The organism is Streptomyces gilvus (assembly GCF_022513565.1).
GTDB lineage: Bacteria > Actinomycetota > Actinomycetes > Streptomycetales > Streptomycetaceae > Streptomyces > Streptomyces gilvus.
In genome coordinates, this window is sequence record NZ_JAKWBE010000011.1 from 33,151 (window position 1) to 48,009 (window position 14,859).

Sequence of the window (14,859 nt, forward strand, 5' to 3'; positions counted from 1 at the left end):
TGCCCGCGGTCGAGGACACGATGTCCCTCACCCCCCAGGGCACGGAGGCGAATCCCGGCGGACGACGGCGCGGCGAGGGCGACCGCGGACGCCGCAGACGCCGGATACTGCGCTGGTCGGCGACCGTGCTGGCGGTCGTCGTGGTCGGCACGGCGGGGGCCGGCTGGCTCTACTACCGGCACCTCAACGCCAACATCAAGAAGGACAACCTCAACAACGCCGACGCCAAGGACCGGGCGGCCGAGTCCAAGGCGAACGCGGCCGGGCAGACCCCGCTGAACATCCTGCTGATCGGCTCGGACGCCCGCGACTCCGCCGAGAACCAGAAGCTGGGCGGCGCGAGGAGCACGTACAACACCGCCCCGCGCGCGGACGTCCAGATGCTCGTGCACGTCTCCGCCGACCGCACCGACATGTCGGTGGTCAGCATGCCGCGCGACACCCTGGTCTCCATCCCCAAGTGCACCGACCCGGACACCGGCAAGGTGTACGCGGCGAGCACCTCCACCATGGCCAACGCCTCGCTGGAGCGCGGCGGCCCCGGCTGCACGGTCGCCATGTGGGAGAAGCTGACCGGCATCCACATCGACCACTTCATGATGGTCGACTTCTCCGGCGTGGTGTCGATGGCCGACGCGATCGGCGGGGTGCCGGTGTGCGTCGACGCCAACATCTACTCGCACACCGCCTCCGGCCACGGCTCGGGCCTGAAACTCAAGAAGGGCACCACCTCCGTCAAGGGCAAACAGGCCCTGCAGTGGCTGCGCACCCGGTACGGCTTCGAGGACGGCAGCGACATAGCGCGCACCAAGGCCCAGCACATGTACATGAACTCGATGGTCCGCCAGTTGCGGGCCAACGCCACGCTCAGCAATCCCGACAAGCTCCTGAAGCTGGCCGAGACGGCGACCAGGGCGCTGACGGTGGACGACGGACTCGGCTCGGTGACCAAGCTCTACGACCTCAGCAAGGAGCTCAGGAAGGTCCCCACCCGGCGCATCACCATGACGACCATGCCCTGGGTCTACACCTCGGACGGCAACCGGGTGCTGCCCCGGCCGGCCGACGCGGCGAAGCTGTTCCGGCTGGTGCGCGAGGACATCGCGCTGGACGGCAAGGACAAGAAGAAGACCACGAAGCCGGCCGCCACCGCCCAGCCGGCCCACGCGGACGACAAGATCGCCGTACAGGTGCGCAACGGCACCCGTAGCGCCACCGGGGCCGCCGTCACCGGCCGGGCGCGGACGGTCGCCGAACTGCTCGTCGGCAAGGGCTTCGACGAGGCCGTGGCGGACTCCTCGGCGTCGCTGAGCGAGGAGACGACCGTCGTCCGCTATCCGAGCGCCGGCCTGAAGGGCGACGCCCAGCGGGTCGCCAAGGCTCTTGGCATCCCCACCGCCCAGGTGAAGAAGTCCACGGACGTCGACGGGGTCACCGTGGTCGTCGGCGCGGACTGGCGGTCGGGGACGACGTACACGGCCGCGGACGACGACGACACCACGCCGAGTACGGCGAGCGCCCTCAACGGCGCGGACACCACGGCCTGCATGCACGTCGACCCGGACTACACCTGGTAGTCCGGACCTGGTAGTCCGGGCCGAATGCGGGCGGCTTCGTGGTCAGTTGGAGGTGAGCACCGCAGGCCGCCGGGACGCGATGACCTTCCTCGCGAGCGACTTGGGGCTGGTCAGAAAGCCCCAGCCCCAGGACATGTGCATGGTCGCGAGGGCGACGGGGATCTGCAGCCGGGCCTTCAGCGGCAGGCCCCGGCCGGCCGGCACGGAGCCGAGGACGATCGCCGCGAGGTAGCCGCCGGGGACCAGCAGCGCCCAGGGGGTGACCAGCGCGCCCACCACGAGGCCCGCGGCGATGGCGAGCAGCGCCGTCGGCGGGGCGAGGTAGCGCAGGTTGATGGAGCCCTCGTGGTAGCGGGCCACGACATGGCGCCAGCGGCCGTAGTCCTTGTACTGCTTGGCCAGCGCGCGCACGCTCGGCCGCGGCCGGTACGACACCCTCAGCTCCGGCGAGAACCAGATCAGCCCGCCCGCCTCACGGATACGGAAGTTCAGCTCCCAGTCCTGCGCGCGTATGAACTCCTCGTTGTAGCCGCCCTGCCGCTCCAACGCCTCGCGCCGGAAGACGCCGAGGTAGACGGTCTCGGCGGGCGCCGCCTCGCCGCCCGTGTGGAAGGCCGCGTTGCCGACGCCGACCTTCGAGGTCATCGCCGCGGCGACCGCCTGCTCCCAGGCGTTCTCGCCCTCGGCGTGCATGATGCCGCCGACGTTCTGCGCGCCGGTCTCCTCCAGGAGCCGTACGGCGGTGGCGATGTAGTTCGGGGAGAGCATGCCGTGGCCGTCGACGCGCACGACGATCGGGTGCCGGGAGGCCTTGATCGCGGCGTTCAGGGCGGCCGGTGTGCGGCCCGTCGGGTTCGGCACGGTGTGGACACGCTTGTTCGCGTCAGTCGCGGTCTCGGCGACGAGCTGGGCGGCGATCTCGTCCGTGCGGTCCGTGGACGGACCGAGGGCGATGACGACCTCCATCTCGCCGTCGTACTCCTGCGCGAGGATCGCTTCGACGGCCCCGCGCAGATGCCGCTCCTCGTCCAGGACGGGCATGATCACAGACACGGCGGGGAACCGCACGTCGGAATTGGCGTTCATCGGTGCTCACGTTACCGCGAACGGGGGACAGCTCCGCGCCCCGCCGGGGCGGCGGACCGGGCCACAGATCGTATCGGCCTACGGTGCTCACGATCCCACGTACGGCCGTCGCCCGGAGGTGTTCCCCTTGCCCACGCAGCCCCGGTCCGCCGCCCCCGCCCGCCCGCCGCGCCCCACCCGGCCGCCCCGCACGCCGCGGCAGCGCGGCGGCGGGCCCCGGCCGCCCGCGCCGCGCAGGAAGCCGCGCTGGGCCATGCGCGCGGTGACGACGCTCTCCGTCGTCGTCCTCGCCTCGGCCGGGATCGGGCACGCGGTGGTCACCAGCCTCGACGCGGACATCGCCCGGGTCGACCCCTTCAAGGACATGAAGAACCGGCCGCGCGGCGGCAACGGCATGAACGTCCTGCTGGTCGGCACGGACGGCCGGGACCGGATCACCGAGGGCGAGCGGCGCCAGTACCACCTGGGCGGGGCGCCCTGCCACTGCACCGACACGATCATGATCGTGCACATCTCGGAGGACCGGGAGCGGGCGAGCGTGGTGAGCCTGCCCCGCGACTCCTACGCCGAGGTGCCGAACGCCGACGGGCGCGGCACGCATCCCGTCAAGCTCAACGCGGCCTACGCCGAGGGCGGTCCCCACCTCACCGTGCGGACCGTCGAGAACATGACCCATGTGAAGATCGACCACTATCTGGAGGTCGACTTCGTCAGCTTCATGCGGACCGTCGACGTGCTCGGCGGGGTGAGGATCTGCACCCCCACGCCCCTCAAGGACTCCTACACCGGCCTGGACCTCCCCGCCGGCACCCACACCCTCCAGGGCGGGCAGGCGCTGCAGTACGTCCGCGCCCGCCATCTCGACGGCGCCTCCGACCTCGGCCGGATGAAGCGCCAGCAGCGCTTCCTGGCCGCGCTGATCGAGCGCGCCACGTCCTCCGGGGTCCTGCTGAACCCGATGAAGTTCCGCGACGTCACGACCGCGGTGCTGGGGTCGGTCCGCGCCGACAAGGGCTTCGGCACGGACGAACTCCTCGACCTGGGCCGGGCGATGCGCAACTTCTCCCCCTCCTCCTCGGAGTTCACGACCGTCCCCGTCGGCCAGATGGGATACGTCGTCAAGGGCGTCGGCTCGACCGTGAAGTGGGACACCGCGAGGGCCGCGGCCCTCTTCCGCGACCTGCGCGACGACAGGCCCCTCACCGTCCACCGGCCGGCCGCCGCCAAGGAGGCCGAGGTGGAGGCGGCCGAGGTGGAGGTGCCTCCGCGGCAGATCCGTGTCCAGGTCGAGAACGGCACCGCCACGGCCGGACTCGGCAAGCGGGTGGACGCCGCGCTGGCGGGCGCCGGCTTCAACACGACCCGCACGCCGGTGAACGCGGCCGACCGTACGCAGAAGCGGACGGTCGTCGCGTACGACCCCCGCTGGGACCGCTCCGCCCGGTCCCTGTCGACAGCCCTGCCGAGCAGCGAACTGCGCCCGGTGAAGGGGCTCGGGCCGACCATGAAGGTGATCGCGGGGGCGGACTTCACGGCGGTGCGGAAGGTGCGGGCGCGGGATGCGGCGCCGGACGCGGCGCAGGGGCGGTTCGAGGCGGTGACCGGGGATCAGGTGGTGTGCCCGTAGGGCCGTGGGGTGCGATGGGGTGAAGTGGGGTTGTTTGGGGTTGTTTGGGGTGTAACTCCAATGGAGGCGTGACGGAATGTGCGCACCCGCGGTCTGTGCGGCGAAGAATGTGGATTGGTCGCGTCCGCCCGATGGCGCCCGGGTCGGGGAGGGCGTAGGACGGGAGGCACACGGGGCCCGCCCCGGGCCCCTCTCCCTCTCAGGAGAAGCCATGACCCAGACCGGACCCATGAGCGCCATGAGCAAGGAGATGCAGGACTGCGTCGAGGCGTGCATGTCCTGCCACAGCATGTGTGAGGAGACCATGAGCTCCTGCATGCAGATGGGCGGCCAGGCGCAGATGCAGGTCATGCGCGCGCTGATCGACTGCTCCGAGATGACGCGTATGTGCGCGGACATGATGATGCGCCGCTCCCCCATGGCGGCCGAGATGTGCGGGCTGTGCGCCAAGGCCTGTGACATGTGCGCCGAGGCGTGTATGGCCATGCCCGACGATCCGCAGATGATGCGATGTGCCGAGGCGTGTCGCCGCTGCGCCGAGATGTGCCGCACGATGGCGGGCGCCACCATGTGATCGAGGTCCTTTGCGTCGGGCGCCCCTCGCCTGGGGTGCCCGACGCTCGCCCGTCGGTGGGTGGGTCGGGGGCGTGGCGGCTGCGCTCCCCTGTGGCGTCAGGTGAACAGGGGCTGGAGAGCTTGTTCCAGGTCCTTCGGCTCGCGGTAGTGGACCGTGTGCATGCCGAGGGCCTTGGCCGCTGCCACGTTCTCCTCGTTGTCGTCGATGAAGAGGCAGCGGTCGGGGGTGGTGCCGGCCAGGTCGGCGGCCAGGTGGTAGATGCGGGGGTCCGGTTTGGCCAGGCCTACGCGGGCGCTGTTGACGACGTGGTCGGCCAGGTCGCCGAGGCCGAGTGAGTCCAGGTCGGACTCCAGTTCCAGGGCCGCGTTGGAGACGAGGACCAGGGGGACGCGGATCCGGGCCCGGCGGAGCAGGGCGACGACCTCGTCGTCCGCGTGGAAGGGGGACTCCAGGAGCGCCCGGGCCAGTTCGTACGCCGTCTGCGGCTCGGGGACCAGGTCGGCGAGGCCGTCGGCCACCGCTTCCGCCCACTCCTGCGAGGTGATCTCGCCCAGCAGCAGGGGCAGGTCCATGCCGGGGGCGAACGCGACCTTCTTCGTCGTGCCCTCGGCGATGCCCGCGGCGCGCTCCAGCGCCTCCAGACGGGCGGAGTCGAAGGAGCGGACCACGTTGTCCACATCGCACAGAACCGCCCCGAAGGGCGGTCTGGCGTTGCCGTTGCTGTTGTCAGTCACCCGAGACCGTGACCTTCTGGTCGTTGTTGAGCTCGTCCACCAGGGTCTTCACCTTCGCCTTGTCCCAGACGAGGTTGCCGCCGACCGAGCCGGAGATCGGCATGTTCATCGACTTGCCGTCGCCGCCGCTGACGCCCTTCATCGCCCAGAACATGGACGCCAGGTCCCACAGGCTCATGCCCTTGTCGACGGTGAGGGAGTCCAGGCCCGCGCCCAGCGTCGGGTACAGCTTGAACGGGTTGAGGACGGTGGTGGGGGTCGCCACCTGGTGGGCCAGCGCGGAGAGGAACTTCTGCTGGTTCTTGGTGCGCTGCAGGTCGCTCGCGGCGAAGGCGTGCCGGGTGCGGACGAAGGCCAGCGCCTGCTCGCCGTTGAGCTTCTGCTTGCCCGCCTTGAAGTCGGCGCCCGAGTACTTGTCCTTGAAGCCCTTGTCGATGTCGATGGTCACGCCGCCGACCGCGTCCACGATGTTCGCGAAGCCGGCGAAGCCGATCTCCACGTAGTGGTCGATGTGCAGGCCCATGTTGGCCTCGACCGTGCGGACGAGCAGCGTCGGGCCGTCCTCCGCGTAGGCGGCGTTCAGCTTGGTCTGGCGGCCCGTGGCCGGGTAGACCTTGCCGGACGTCGACCCCTTGTACGAGGGGATCGTCACGTTCGAGTCGCGGGGCAGGGAGATCAACACGTCGTCGCCGTTGTCGGCGACGTGCAGGATCATCATCGAGTCGGTCCGCTTGCCCTCGGCGGAGCCGGTGTGCAGCTTCTTCTTCTGCTCGGCGGACAGGCCGGCGCGGCTGTCGGAGCCGACGATCAGGTAGTTGGTGCCGTCGCCCGAGGCGGGCCGGTCGATGACCTTGGACAGGTCGACGTCCCGGTGCAGCTTGGAGTCGGCCCAGAAGTAGGTGGCGACGGACGTCACGACCAGCACGGTGACCAGGGTGATCGCCGTCCACTTGATACGGCGCCGCCAGTTCGGCCGCGGCCGGACCGTGCCGGACCCGTCGGGACCGCCCGGTCCGCCACCGCCCGGCGATCCGTAGACCTGGCCGGTGTTGTAGCCGCTGTCATAGCCGTCGTAACCGGGGTCGCCGCCGTACCCCTGGCCGCCCTGGTACGAGGGCTGCTGGGGCACGCTCCCGCCGTTCGGGGGCGCGGAGGGCCCGGAGTTCCCGTACGCGCCCGGGGCGGGCCGACGGACCTGCCGCATCACGCGGGCAGGGTCGGGCTGAGCGCTCGCGCTGCCGCGTCCGTAGCGGTTGCCGCGGTTGTCGTCGGACCAGGCCTCCGGCCAATCATTCATGGGGCTTAGTGTGCCGGGCCTGGCCAGGTCCTTTACAAGGGTCGTAGGAAAATCAGGGCACGCCTGTTGCGAACCCAACACAAAGTCCGCCGATGTCACGTCGGCATAAGGTGGGGGCCATGACAGACCAGGCCGGCGCTACGGAAACGGACAGCGCGGACATCCCGGGCAAGCGCACCTCGGCGTCGCGGACCACGCTCAGCCACATCATGACGCACAACGACACCAACCTGCTGGGCACCGTGCACGGTGGAGTGATCATGAAGCTGGTGGACGACGCCGCGGGGGCCGTGGCCGGCCGGCACAGTGGGGGACCCGCCGTCACCGCGTCCATGGACGAGATGGCGTTCCTGGAGCCGGTCCGGGTCGGTGACCTGGTGCATGTGAAGGCGCAGGTCAACTGGACCGGGCGGACCTCCATGGAGGTCGGGGTCCGGGTCCTCGCCGAGCGCTGGAACGAGTCGACGCCGCCCACCCAGGTCGGCTCCGCCTACCTCGTCTTCGCCGCGGTCGACGCCGACGGCAGGCCCCGCCGGGTGCCGCCGGTGCTCCCGGAGACGGAGAAGGACCGGCGCCGCTACCAGGAGGCCCAGATCCGCCGCACCCACCGTCTGGCCAGGCGCCGGGAGATCAGGGAGCTGCGGGAGAAGCGGGCGGCCGAGGGCCTGGACGACTGAACCCGGACGACCGAGCCCGGACGCACGACGGCCCCCGGCAGGACGCCGGGAGCCGTCGGGTGGGGGTGTTACGGCAGGTTGCGGGCCATGACGATCCGCTGGACCTGGTTCGTGCCCTCGTATATCTGCGTGATCTTCGCGTCGCGCATCATGCGCTCCACCGGGTAGTCGCGGGTGTAGCCGTAGCCGCCGAGGAGCTGGACCGCGTCCGTGGTGACCTCCATCGCGACATCCGAGGCGAAGCACTTGGCGGCTGCGCCCTGGAAGGTCAGGTCGCGGTCGACGCGCTGGGAGGCGGCCGCGGCCTGGTAGGTGAGGGCGCGGGCCGCCGAGATCTTCATGGCCATGTCGGCGAGCATGAACTGGATGCCCTGGAAGTCGGCGATCGGCTTGCCGAACTGCTTGCGCTCCTGGACGTAGCCCTTGGCGTAGTCGAGGGCGCCCTGGGCGATGCCGAGGGCCTGGGCGGCGATGGTGATGCGGGTGTGGTCCAGCGTCTTCATCGCCGTGGCGAAGCCGGTGCCCTCCTCGCCGATCATGCGGTCCGCGGGGATGCGGACGTTGTCCAGGTAGACCTCGCGGGTCGGCGAGCCCTTGATGCCGAGCTTCTTCTCCGGGGCGCCGAAGGAGACGCCGTCGTCCGACTTCTCGACGACGAAGGCCGAGATGCCCTTGGAGCGCTTGGCGGGGTCCGTCACGGCCATCACCGTGTAGTACTCGGACTCGCCGGCGTTGGTGATCCAGCGCTTGACGCCGTTCAGGACGTAGTGGTCGCCGTCGCGCACGGCCTTCGTCTTCATGCCGGCCGCGTCGGAGCCGGCGTCCGGCTCGGAGAGGCAGTAGGAGAACATGCCGTCGCCCTTGGCGAGCAGGGTCATGTACTTCTTCTTCAGCTCCTCGGAGCCGGAGAGGATGACGGGCAGGGAGCCCAGCTTGTTCACGGCCGGGATCAGGGACGAGGAGGCACAGACGCGGGCCACCTCCTCGATCACGATGACCGTGGCCAGCGCGTCCGCGCCCGCGCCGCCGTACTCCTCGGGTACGTGCACGGCGTGCAGGTCGTTCGCGACCAGGGCCTCGAGGGCCTCGCGCGGGAAGCGGGCCTCCTCGTCCACCGCGGCGGCGTACGGCGCGATCTTCGCCTCGGCCAGGGAGCGGACGGCGTCACGGAGCATGTCGTGCTCCTCGGACGGGCGGTACAGGTCGAAGTCAGCCGATCCGGCCAAGGTGTCTCACGCTCCAAAGAAACTGCGCTCGCCGACGCTAATTACCGTTAAGTAACTCAAATTTTAGGGGGGCAGCCCACGGGAGGGATACGTGAGCTTGGCGACAGCGGGAAAGTTGCCCGCTGAAGGCCCCTGGCATGCCCCGGATATGCTCGGGCAGCGCAGCGAACCACGTCCTCACTGGAGCCCTAATGAGCCTCAAGATCACCGTGATCGGCACCGGCTACCTCGGCGCCACCCACGCCGCGGCCATGGCCGAGCTGGGGTTCGAGGTGCTGGGGTTGGACGTCGTGCCCGAGAAGATCGAGAAGCTGGAGCGCGGCGAGGCCCCGATGTACGAGCCGGGGCTGGACGACCTGCTCCGCCGGCACGTCGCCGGGATCGAGGGATCGACGGGGCGACTGCGCTTCACCATGGACTGGGCCGAGGTGGGGGCCTTCGGCGATGTGCACTTCCTGTGCATCAACACCCCGCAGCGGCACGGCGAGTACGCGGCGGACATGTCGTACGTCGAGTCCGCCTTCGCCTCCCTCGCCTCGCATCTGACCCGGCCCGCCCTGGTCGTCGGCAAGTCGACCGTGCCGGTCGGGACGGCGGACCGGCTCGCCCGCTTCCTCGCCGAGCACGCACCCGCCGGCGAGGACGCCGAGCTGGCCTGGAACCCGGAGTTCCTGCGCGAGGGCTTCGCGGTGGACGACACCCTGCACCCCGACCGGATCGTGGTCGGCGTGCGCAGCGAGCGGGCCGAGAAGCTGCTGCGGGAGGTGTACGCGACGCCGCTCGCCGAGGGCACGCCGTTCGTGGTGACGGACTATCCGACGGCGGAGCTGGTGAAGACCTCCGCGAACTCCTTCCTCGCGACCAAGATCTCCTTCATCAACGCGATGGCGGAGATGTGCGAGGCCTCCGGCGGCGACGTCGCCAAGCTCGCCGAGGCGATCGGGTACGACGACCGGATCGGCAGGAAGTTCCTGCGGGCCGGCATCGGCTTCGGGGGCGGCTGTCTGCCCAAGGACATCCGGGCGTTCATGGCGCGGGCGGGTGAGCTGGGCGCCGACCAGGCACTGACCTTCCTGCGCGAGATCGACTCGATCAACATGCGTCAGCGCGGGCAGATGGTGGAACTGGCCCGGCAGGTGCTGGGCGGCGGCCCGTTCCTGGGCAAGCGGGTCGCGGTGCTCGGCGCGACCTTCAAGCCCGACTCGGACGACGTGCGCGACTCCCCCGCGCTGAACGTGGCCGGCCAGATCCATCTGCAGGGCGGCCAGGTCACGGTGTACGACCCGAAGGGCATGGACAACGCCCGCCGGGTCTTCCCCACCCTCGGTTACGCGGACACGGCGCTGGAGGCGGTGCGCGGCGCCGACGTCGTCCTGCATCTGACGGAGTGGCGGGAGTTCCGCGAGCTGGACCCGGCGGCGCTCGGCGAGGTCGTGGCGGCGCGGGTCGTGCTGGACGGCCGCAACGCCCTGGACCCGGCGCTGTGGCGGAAGGCCGGCTGGACGTACCGGGCCATGGGACGCCCCACGGCATGATGGTGCCGTAGGCGCGCTCGGACCATCACAGGGCGACGCCGGTTCGGCCGAGGCTCAGTCGGCCGAACCGGCGTCTTGTTGCATTCTGCACCACCGGCCTGTGCGGCGGCCGGGGAATGGGTGCGCGACTACTTGGCGCGGTAGCGCCGCATCTTCGCCCGCGCCCCGCACACCTGCATCGAGCACCACCGGCCGCGCCCGGCCGGGCTGCGGTCGTAGTACGCCCAGTGGCAGGTCTCGCTCTCGCAGGCCTTGAGGCGCGTCCAAGTGCCGTCGACGAGGGCCTGGGCGACGGCGACGGCGATCCGGGAGCGGAGCGGGCCGGCGTCGGCGGGGGCGAGGGCGGCGGAGCCGTCGGCCGGGTCGACCCTCACCCGCAGCGGCGCGGAGGCCAGCATGTCGTCCAGGGGCGTGACCGGCGCGTGGGGCGGGTGACCGGCGTGGGCGAGCAGCGTGGCGCGCAGGGACTCGCGCAGTTCGCGCGCGGCGGGGACCTCGTCCGGGGGCAGGCCGAACGGCGCGCGGCCGTCCGCCGTGTCGAGCGCGTCCGCCCCCGACTCGATGTCCAGCGTGTTCACCAGGGCCTCCACCAGGGCCAGGCCTCCCGGTGCGGCCGATCTGTCACTCACCCTTGCGACGTTACCGCCAATGAGGCAGCATGCAGTAACAGTTACCGGATAAGGCCTTCTACAGGTAACAGGAGGAAGTCATGGCTCTCGCCAAGCTGGGCGTCGTCGTCCTGGACTGTCCCGATCCGCGCGCGCTCGCCGGGTTCTACGCCGAGATCCTGGGCGGCACGGTCGAGGGAGAAGGGGAGTGGGTGGACCTGAAGGTGCCCGGCGGTCAGTCGCTGGCCTTCCAGGCCGCCGAGGGGTTCGTACCGCCCGCGTGGCCCTCGCCCGATCACTCGCAGCAGTTCCATCTGGACCTGGTCGTCGACGACCTCGACACCGCCGAGCGGGGGGTGCTGGCGCTGGGTGCCAAGCCCCTGGCCGAGCAGGGCGGCAGCAGCTTCCGGGTTTACGCCGATCCGGCCGGGCACCCGTTCTGCCTCTGTGCCTGCTGAACCCGTGCCGACCCAGGAGGAACCGTCGTGACCGTGGCCCGCTTGCGTTCCGTAGTGCTCGACTGCCCCGATCCGCGCGCGCTCGCCGACTTCTACGCCCAGGTCGCGGGCGGCAGTCCGCAGGCCGAGGACGACGACTGGGTCGTACTCCAGATCCCGGACGGGCCGCGGCTCGCCTTCCAGCGGGCGGAGGGGCTCACCCCGCCGGAGTGGCCGCGCGCGGACCGCAACGCGCAGCAGTTCCACCTCGACTTCGACGCCGGGTCGACATGGGAGGAGATCGACGCGGCGCACGAGAGGGTGCTGGCGCTCGGGGCGCGGCCGCTGGACCTGGAGGACCGCGAGAAGAAGGACTTCCAGGTGTACGCCGATCCGGCGGGCCATCCCTTCTGCCTCTGCCGGATCGAGCACCCGTAGGCCCGCAGACCTGTCGGGGCGGCTATCCGTCCAGGTCGGCGATCTTCGCCGTCGACGGCTCGCGGCGCTGCTGGGCGGCGCGGGCCGTGAAGTCGGCGGTGCGCAGGACGCGCTGGACGTTGCCCCAGGTGAGCAGGGCGACGTCGGGCTCGGACCAGCCGCGGTGCAGGAGCTCGGCGATGAGGTGCGGATAGCAGGAGGCGTCACCGAGGTCCTGCGGGTGCGCGGTCCCGGCGTCGTAGGTGCCGGACAGGGCGACGCACTCCGGCCCCGCGACCTCCCGGACGTGGTCGAGATGATCGGCGACGTCACGGACGAACGGGCCGGTCTGCTCGGCCGTCAGCGGCACCATGCACAGGCCCCTGACCGCGCCCAGCTCGGCGAGCAGGTCGTCGGGCAGGTTCGCGGGGTGGGGGCGCAGGGCGCGGGCGGCGGAGCGGGTGAAGACGACCGGCGCCTTGGAGACCCCGAAGACACGGCGGATGGTGTCGGCGGACGCGCCGGAGAGGTCGGCGAGGACGCCGAGCCGGTTCATCTCGCGTACGACCTCCTCGCCGAACCGGGTCAGCCCGGCCTCGCTCGCCCAGCTCGCGCCGGACAGGGTGAGGGCGCGCAGGCCGAGGGCGTGCAGGGAGCGCAGGATGCCGAGGGAGTCGCCGAGGGCGGCCGCCCCGGCGGGGCCCAGCAGGACCGCGACGCGGCCGCAGTGGCGGGCGTCGGTGACCTGCCCGGCGGCGCACGCCAGGCGCAGGCCCTCGGGGTGGGTGTGCACCACGGTCTTCACCAGGTCCAGCTGCTCCAGGGTCGCCCCCACGGCCCGGTCACCGGCGAGGCCCTCGGGCAGGTGCAGCGACCAGAACAGGGCGCCGACGTGTCCCTCCCGCATCCGGGGCACGTCCGTGTCGACGGAGCTCTCGCCGAGTTCCAGGTCGTACCAGTGCAGGTGTCTGAGGGCCCAGGGCAGCCCGCTGTAGCCGTCGGCGACGGGATGGGCGGCGAGGATGGCGTGGGCGCGCTCCAGCGGCGCGTCGTCGGGGTCGGAGACGGGTGTGTAGGGCTCGGCCGCGAAGGGGTCCGTCAGCCCGTCGAGCGTGTCGACCTCGGCGGTGGGGTGCAGTTCGTCCTGGAGGTCTGCCATGGGGGCTCCGTACGTCGTGATCGGCGGCGTGATCAGCAGTACGGCCACCGTCGCATGGCCGCCCAGGGCATTCCTGGTGAGCAGGGCGTTCGGGGTATGCCGAGCGGTCGGGCGGCCCGCCCTCAGTCGTCGTACTGGAACCGGGCCTTGAGGATCTTCACTTCCTTCTCGTCCGCCCGGTACACCAGCCGGTGCTCGTCGTCGATCCGGCGGGACCAGTAGCCGGACAGGTCACCCTTGAGAGGCTCGGGCTTGCCGATGCCGCCGAAGGGATCCCGCTGGATCTCGCCGATCAGGCGCGTGATCCTTCGGGCCATCTTGCGGTCCGAGCCGAGCCAGAACAGAAAGTCCTCCCAGCCGTCGGGGTCGAAATGGACACTCCTCACCCGTCACCCGCCAAGTCCTGCAGTTCCTCGACGGTCTTGGCGATGGAGGCGGTTCCCGCCTTGTCGCGGGCGACGGCTTCCATGAGGCGCCGGGCGTTCGCGGGAGAACGCAGGAGGTAGATCGTCTCCTGCCAGGACTCGTAGTCGTCGGCTGACATCAGGACGGCGTCGCCGCCCTTCGAACTGATGCGCACGGGGACGTGATCGTCGTTGACTCGTTTGATCAGGGGGAACAGGTCCCGACGTGCCTCACTGGCGCTTATTGTCATGACGACACCCCTCTCATCCGGTACCAAGGAACAGTACTACCTCGGTACGGGATTCCGGTACCGGAATGTCAGCCGTCCAGTTCCCCGATCGTCGCGTTCGAGGGCGCCCGGCGGGCCTGCAGACCGTGGGCCACGTCCTCCGCCGCGCCCAGCACCCGTACCGCGTTCTGCCAGGTCAGCTTGGCGAGGTCCGCTGAGGACCAGCCTCGCTCCAGCAGTTCCGCCACGAGGTTGGGATAGCCGGAGACGTCGCTGAGGCCGTCGGGGGTGAAGGCCGTGCCGTCGTAGTCGCCGCCGATGCCGAGGTGGTCGACTCCGGCGACCTCGCGCATGTGGTCGAGGTGGTCGGCGACGGTCGAGACGGTCGCGACCGGGCGCGGGTTGCGCTCCTCGAAGGCGCGGTGCAGCTTCATCGCCTCCTCGCCGGTGTCGAGGTGGTGGAAGCCGTGGGAGCGCAGGTTCTCGTCGGCGGCGGACGTCCAGTCCACGGCGGCCTGGAGCACGAACTTCGGCACGAAGGTGACCATCGCGACGCCGCCGTTGCCCGGGAGGCGTTCGAGGACGTCGTCCGGGATGTTGCGGGGGTGGTCGCAGACGGCCCGGGAGGAGGAGTGCGAGAAGATCACCGGCGCGCTGGTGGCGTCCAGCGCGTCCCGCATGGTCGTCGGGGCCACGTGCGAGAGGTCGACGAGCATGCCGAGCCGGTTCATCTCCCGCACGACCTCACGGCCGAAGGCGGTCAGGCCGCCGGCCGCGGGCTCGTCGGTCGCCGAGTCCGCCCAGTCGTTGTTGTCGTTGTGGGTGAGCGTCATGTAGCGGACGCCGAGCGCGTACAGCCCGCGCAGGGTGCCGAGCGAGTTGGCGATGGAGTGCCCGCCCTCGGCGCCCATCAGGGAGGCGATACGGCCCTCGGCCCGGGCCGTCTCCATGTCCGCGGCCGTCAGCGCGGGCGCCAGGTCCGCCGGATACCGCGCCAGCAGCTGCCGTACGCAGTCGATCTGCTCCAGCGTCGCCGGCACCGCGTCCGGCAGGTCCGAGCGCACGTACACCGACCAGTACTGCGCCCCGACCCCGCCCTCGCGCAGCCGCGGCAGGTCGGTGTGCAGGTGCGCGTTCTGGGGTACGGCGATGTCGCGGGCGGCGAGGTCGTAGCGGACCTGCTCGCGCAGCGCGTACGGCAGGTCGTTGTGGCCGTCGACGACCGGGAACTCGCGCAGGAGTTCCCGGGCCTCGTCCAGGAAGCTCAC

Annotated in this window: 16 protein-coding genes; 7 read left to right on the forward strand and 9 right to left on the reverse strand. The window is 70.9% G+C overall.

The window, feature by feature from the left end:
* Window positions 1–20 precede the first annotated feature (20 nt).
* Window positions 21–1,577, forward strand: a complete 1,557-nt coding sequence (locus MKW14_RS18510) for an LCP family protein (RefSeq protein WP_240863949.1) — start codon at window positions 21–23, stop codon at window positions 1,575–1,577.
* Between the two features lie 42 nt (window positions 1,578–1,619).
* Here MKW14_RS18510 and MKW14_RS18515 read toward each other — a convergent pair whose 3' ends face one another.
* Window positions 1,620–2,663 carry a glycosyltransferase family 2 protein gene (locus MKW14_RS18515; RefSeq protein ID WP_240863637.1) on the reverse strand — a complete coding sequence of 348 codons (1,044 nt, stop codon included), beginning with the start codon at window positions 2,661–2,663 and terminating at the stop codon, window positions 1,620–1,622.
* Between the two features lie 127 nt (window positions 2,664–2,790).
* Here MKW14_RS18515 and MKW14_RS18520 point away from each other — a divergent pair, with 127 nt between their 5' ends.
* Window positions 2,791–4,290, forward strand: coding sequence for an LCP family protein (locus MKW14_RS18520; protein WP_441349310.1), 1,500 nt, complete (start codon window positions 2,791–2,793; stop codon window positions 4,288–4,290).
* Between the two features lie 211 nt (window positions 4,291–4,501).
* Window positions 4,502–4,864, forward strand: coding sequence for a four-helix bundle copper-binding protein (locus MKW14_RS18525; protein ID WP_240863638.1), 363 nt, complete (start codon window positions 4,502–4,504; stop codon window positions 4,862–4,864).
* Between the two features lie 98 nt (window positions 4,865–4,962).
* Here MKW14_RS18525 and MKW14_RS18530 read toward each other — a convergent pair whose 3' ends face one another.
* Window positions 4,963–5,601 carry an HAD family hydrolase gene (locus tag MKW14_RS18530; protein ID WP_240863639.1) on the reverse strand — a complete coding sequence of 213 codons (639 nt, stop codon included), beginning with the start codon at window positions 5,599–5,601 and terminating at the stop codon, window positions 4,963–4,965.
* The gene (locus MKW14_RS18535) at window positions 5,594–6,898 is read right to left on the reverse strand and encodes an LCP family protein (RefSeq protein ID WP_240863640.1); all 1,305 of its coding nucleotides are present in this window, start codon (window positions 6,896–6,898) and stop codon (window positions 5,594–5,596) included. The genes MKW14_RS18530 and MKW14_RS18535 overlap by 8 nt, the downstream gene beginning before the upstream one ends.
* Before the next feature lie 119 nt (window positions 6,899–7,017).
* Here MKW14_RS18535 and MKW14_RS18540 point away from each other — a divergent pair, with 119 nt between their 5' ends.
* Window positions 7,018–7,575 carry an acyl-CoA thioesterase gene (locus MKW14_RS18540; protein ID WP_240863641.1) on the forward strand — a complete coding sequence of 186 codons (558 nt, stop codon included), beginning with the start codon at window positions 7,018–7,020 and terminating at the stop codon, window positions 7,573–7,575.
* A gap of 68 nt (window positions 7,576–7,643) precedes the next feature.
* On the opposite strand, the gene MKW14_RS18545 is transcribed toward MKW14_RS18540, so the two are convergent.
* On the reverse strand, window positions 7,644–8,801 hold the full coding sequence (locus MKW14_RS18545; RefSeq protein WP_276621150.1) for an acyl-CoA dehydrogenase: 1,158 nt from the start codon (window positions 8,799–8,801) through the stop codon (window positions 7,644–7,646).
* 191 nt (window positions 8,802–8,992) lie between these two features.
* Here MKW14_RS18545 and MKW14_RS18550 point away from each other — a divergent pair, with 191 nt between their 5' ends.
* Window positions 8,993–10,336 (forward strand): UDP-glucose dehydrogenase family protein, encoded by a 1,344-nt coding sequence (locus MKW14_RS18550; protein ID WP_240863643.1) that lies wholly within the window; start codon window positions 8,993–8,995, stop codon window positions 10,334–10,336.
* A gap of 128 nt (window positions 10,337–10,464) precedes the next feature.
* Here the strand turns inward: MKW14_RS18550 and MKW14_RS18555 are convergent, their stop codons facing one another.
* Entirely contained in the window at window positions 10,465–10,965 is a 501-nt protein-coding gene (locus MKW14_RS18555; RefSeq protein ID WP_240863644.1) for a CGNR zinc finger domain-containing protein, read from the reverse strand.
* 80 nt (window positions 10,966–11,045) lie between these two features.
* Here MKW14_RS18555 and MKW14_RS18560 point away from each other — a divergent pair, with 80 nt between their 5' ends.
* Complete coding sequence (locus tag MKW14_RS18560) at window positions 11,046–11,402, forward strand: VOC family protein (RefSeq protein WP_240863645.1); 357 nt, start codon at window positions 11,046–11,048, stop codon at window positions 11,400–11,402.
* A gap of 33 nt (window positions 11,403–11,435) precedes the next feature.
* Window positions 11,436–11,819 (forward strand): VOC family protein, encoded by a 384-nt coding sequence (locus tag MKW14_RS18565; RefSeq protein ID WP_240863954.1) that lies wholly within the window; start codon window positions 11,436–11,438, stop codon window positions 11,817–11,819.
* A 22-nt stretch (window positions 11,820–11,841) separates the two neighbouring features.
* Here MKW14_RS18565 and MKW14_RS18570 read toward each other — a convergent pair whose 3' ends face one another.
* The 4 genes from MKW14_RS18570 to MKW14_RS18585 form a co-directional block, all read right to left on the reverse strand.
* On the reverse strand, window positions 11,842–12,957 hold the full coding sequence (locus tag MKW14_RS18570) for a dipeptidase (RefSeq protein ID WP_240863646.1): 1,116 nt from the start codon (window positions 12,955–12,957) through the stop codon (window positions 11,842–11,844).
* Window positions 12,958–13,079: 122 nt separating this feature from the next.
* Window positions 13,080–13,343, reverse strand: coding sequence for a Txe/YoeB family addiction module toxin (locus MKW14_RS18575; protein ID WP_308314608.1), 264 nt, complete (start codon window positions 13,341–13,343; stop codon window positions 13,080–13,082).
* The gene (locus tag MKW14_RS18580) at window positions 13,340–13,612 is read right to left on the reverse strand and encodes a type II toxin-antitoxin system Phd/YefM family antitoxin (protein ID WP_240863647.1); all 273 of its coding nucleotides are present in this window, start codon (window positions 13,610–13,612) and stop codon (window positions 13,340–13,342) included. Before MKW14_RS18580 ends, MKW14_RS18575 begins: the two co-directional genes overlap by 4 nt.
* A 68-nt stretch (window positions 13,613–13,680) precedes the next feature.
* The gene (locus tag MKW14_RS18585; RefSeq protein ID WP_240863958.1) at window positions 13,681–14,859 is read right to left on the reverse strand and encodes a dipeptidase; all 1,179 of its coding nucleotides are present in this window, start codon (window positions 14,857–14,859) and stop codon (window positions 13,681–13,683) included.

Coding starts and splice junctions, on each gene's coding strand:
- MKW14_RS18510 (WP_240863949.1), top strand. CDS start 21: ATGTCCCTCACCCCCCAGGGCACGGAGGCGAATCCCGGCGGACGACGG.
- MKW14_RS18515 (WP_240863637.1), bottom strand. CDS start 2,663: ATGAACGCCAATTCCGACGTGCGGTTCCCCGCCGTGTCTGTGATCATG.
- MKW14_RS18525 (WP_240863638.1), top strand. CDS start 4,502: ATGACCCAGACCGGACCCATGAGCGCCATGAGCAAGGAGATGCAGGAC.
- MKW14_RS18535 (WP_240863640.1), bottom strand. CDS start 6,898: ATGAATGATTGGCCGGAGGCCTGGTCCGACGACAACCGCGGCAACCGC.
- MKW14_RS18540 (WP_240863641.1), top strand. CDS start 7,018: ATGACAGACCAGGCCGGCGCTACGGAAACGGACAGCGCGGACATCCCG.
- MKW14_RS18550 (WP_240863643.1), top strand. CDS start 8,993: ATGAGCCTCAAGATCACCGTGATCGGCACCGGCTACCTCGGCGCCACC.
- MKW14_RS18560 (WP_240863645.1), top strand. CDS start 11,046: ATGGCTCTCGCCAAGCTGGGCGTCGTCGTCCTGGACTGTCCCGATCCG.
- MKW14_RS18570 (WP_240863646.1), bottom strand. CDS start 12,957: ATGGCAGACCTCCAGGACGAACTGCACCCCACCGCCGAGGTCGACACG.
- MKW14_RS18580 (WP_240863647.1), bottom strand. CDS start 13,612: ATGACAATAAGCGCCAGTGAGGCACGTCGGGACCTGTTCCCCCTGATC.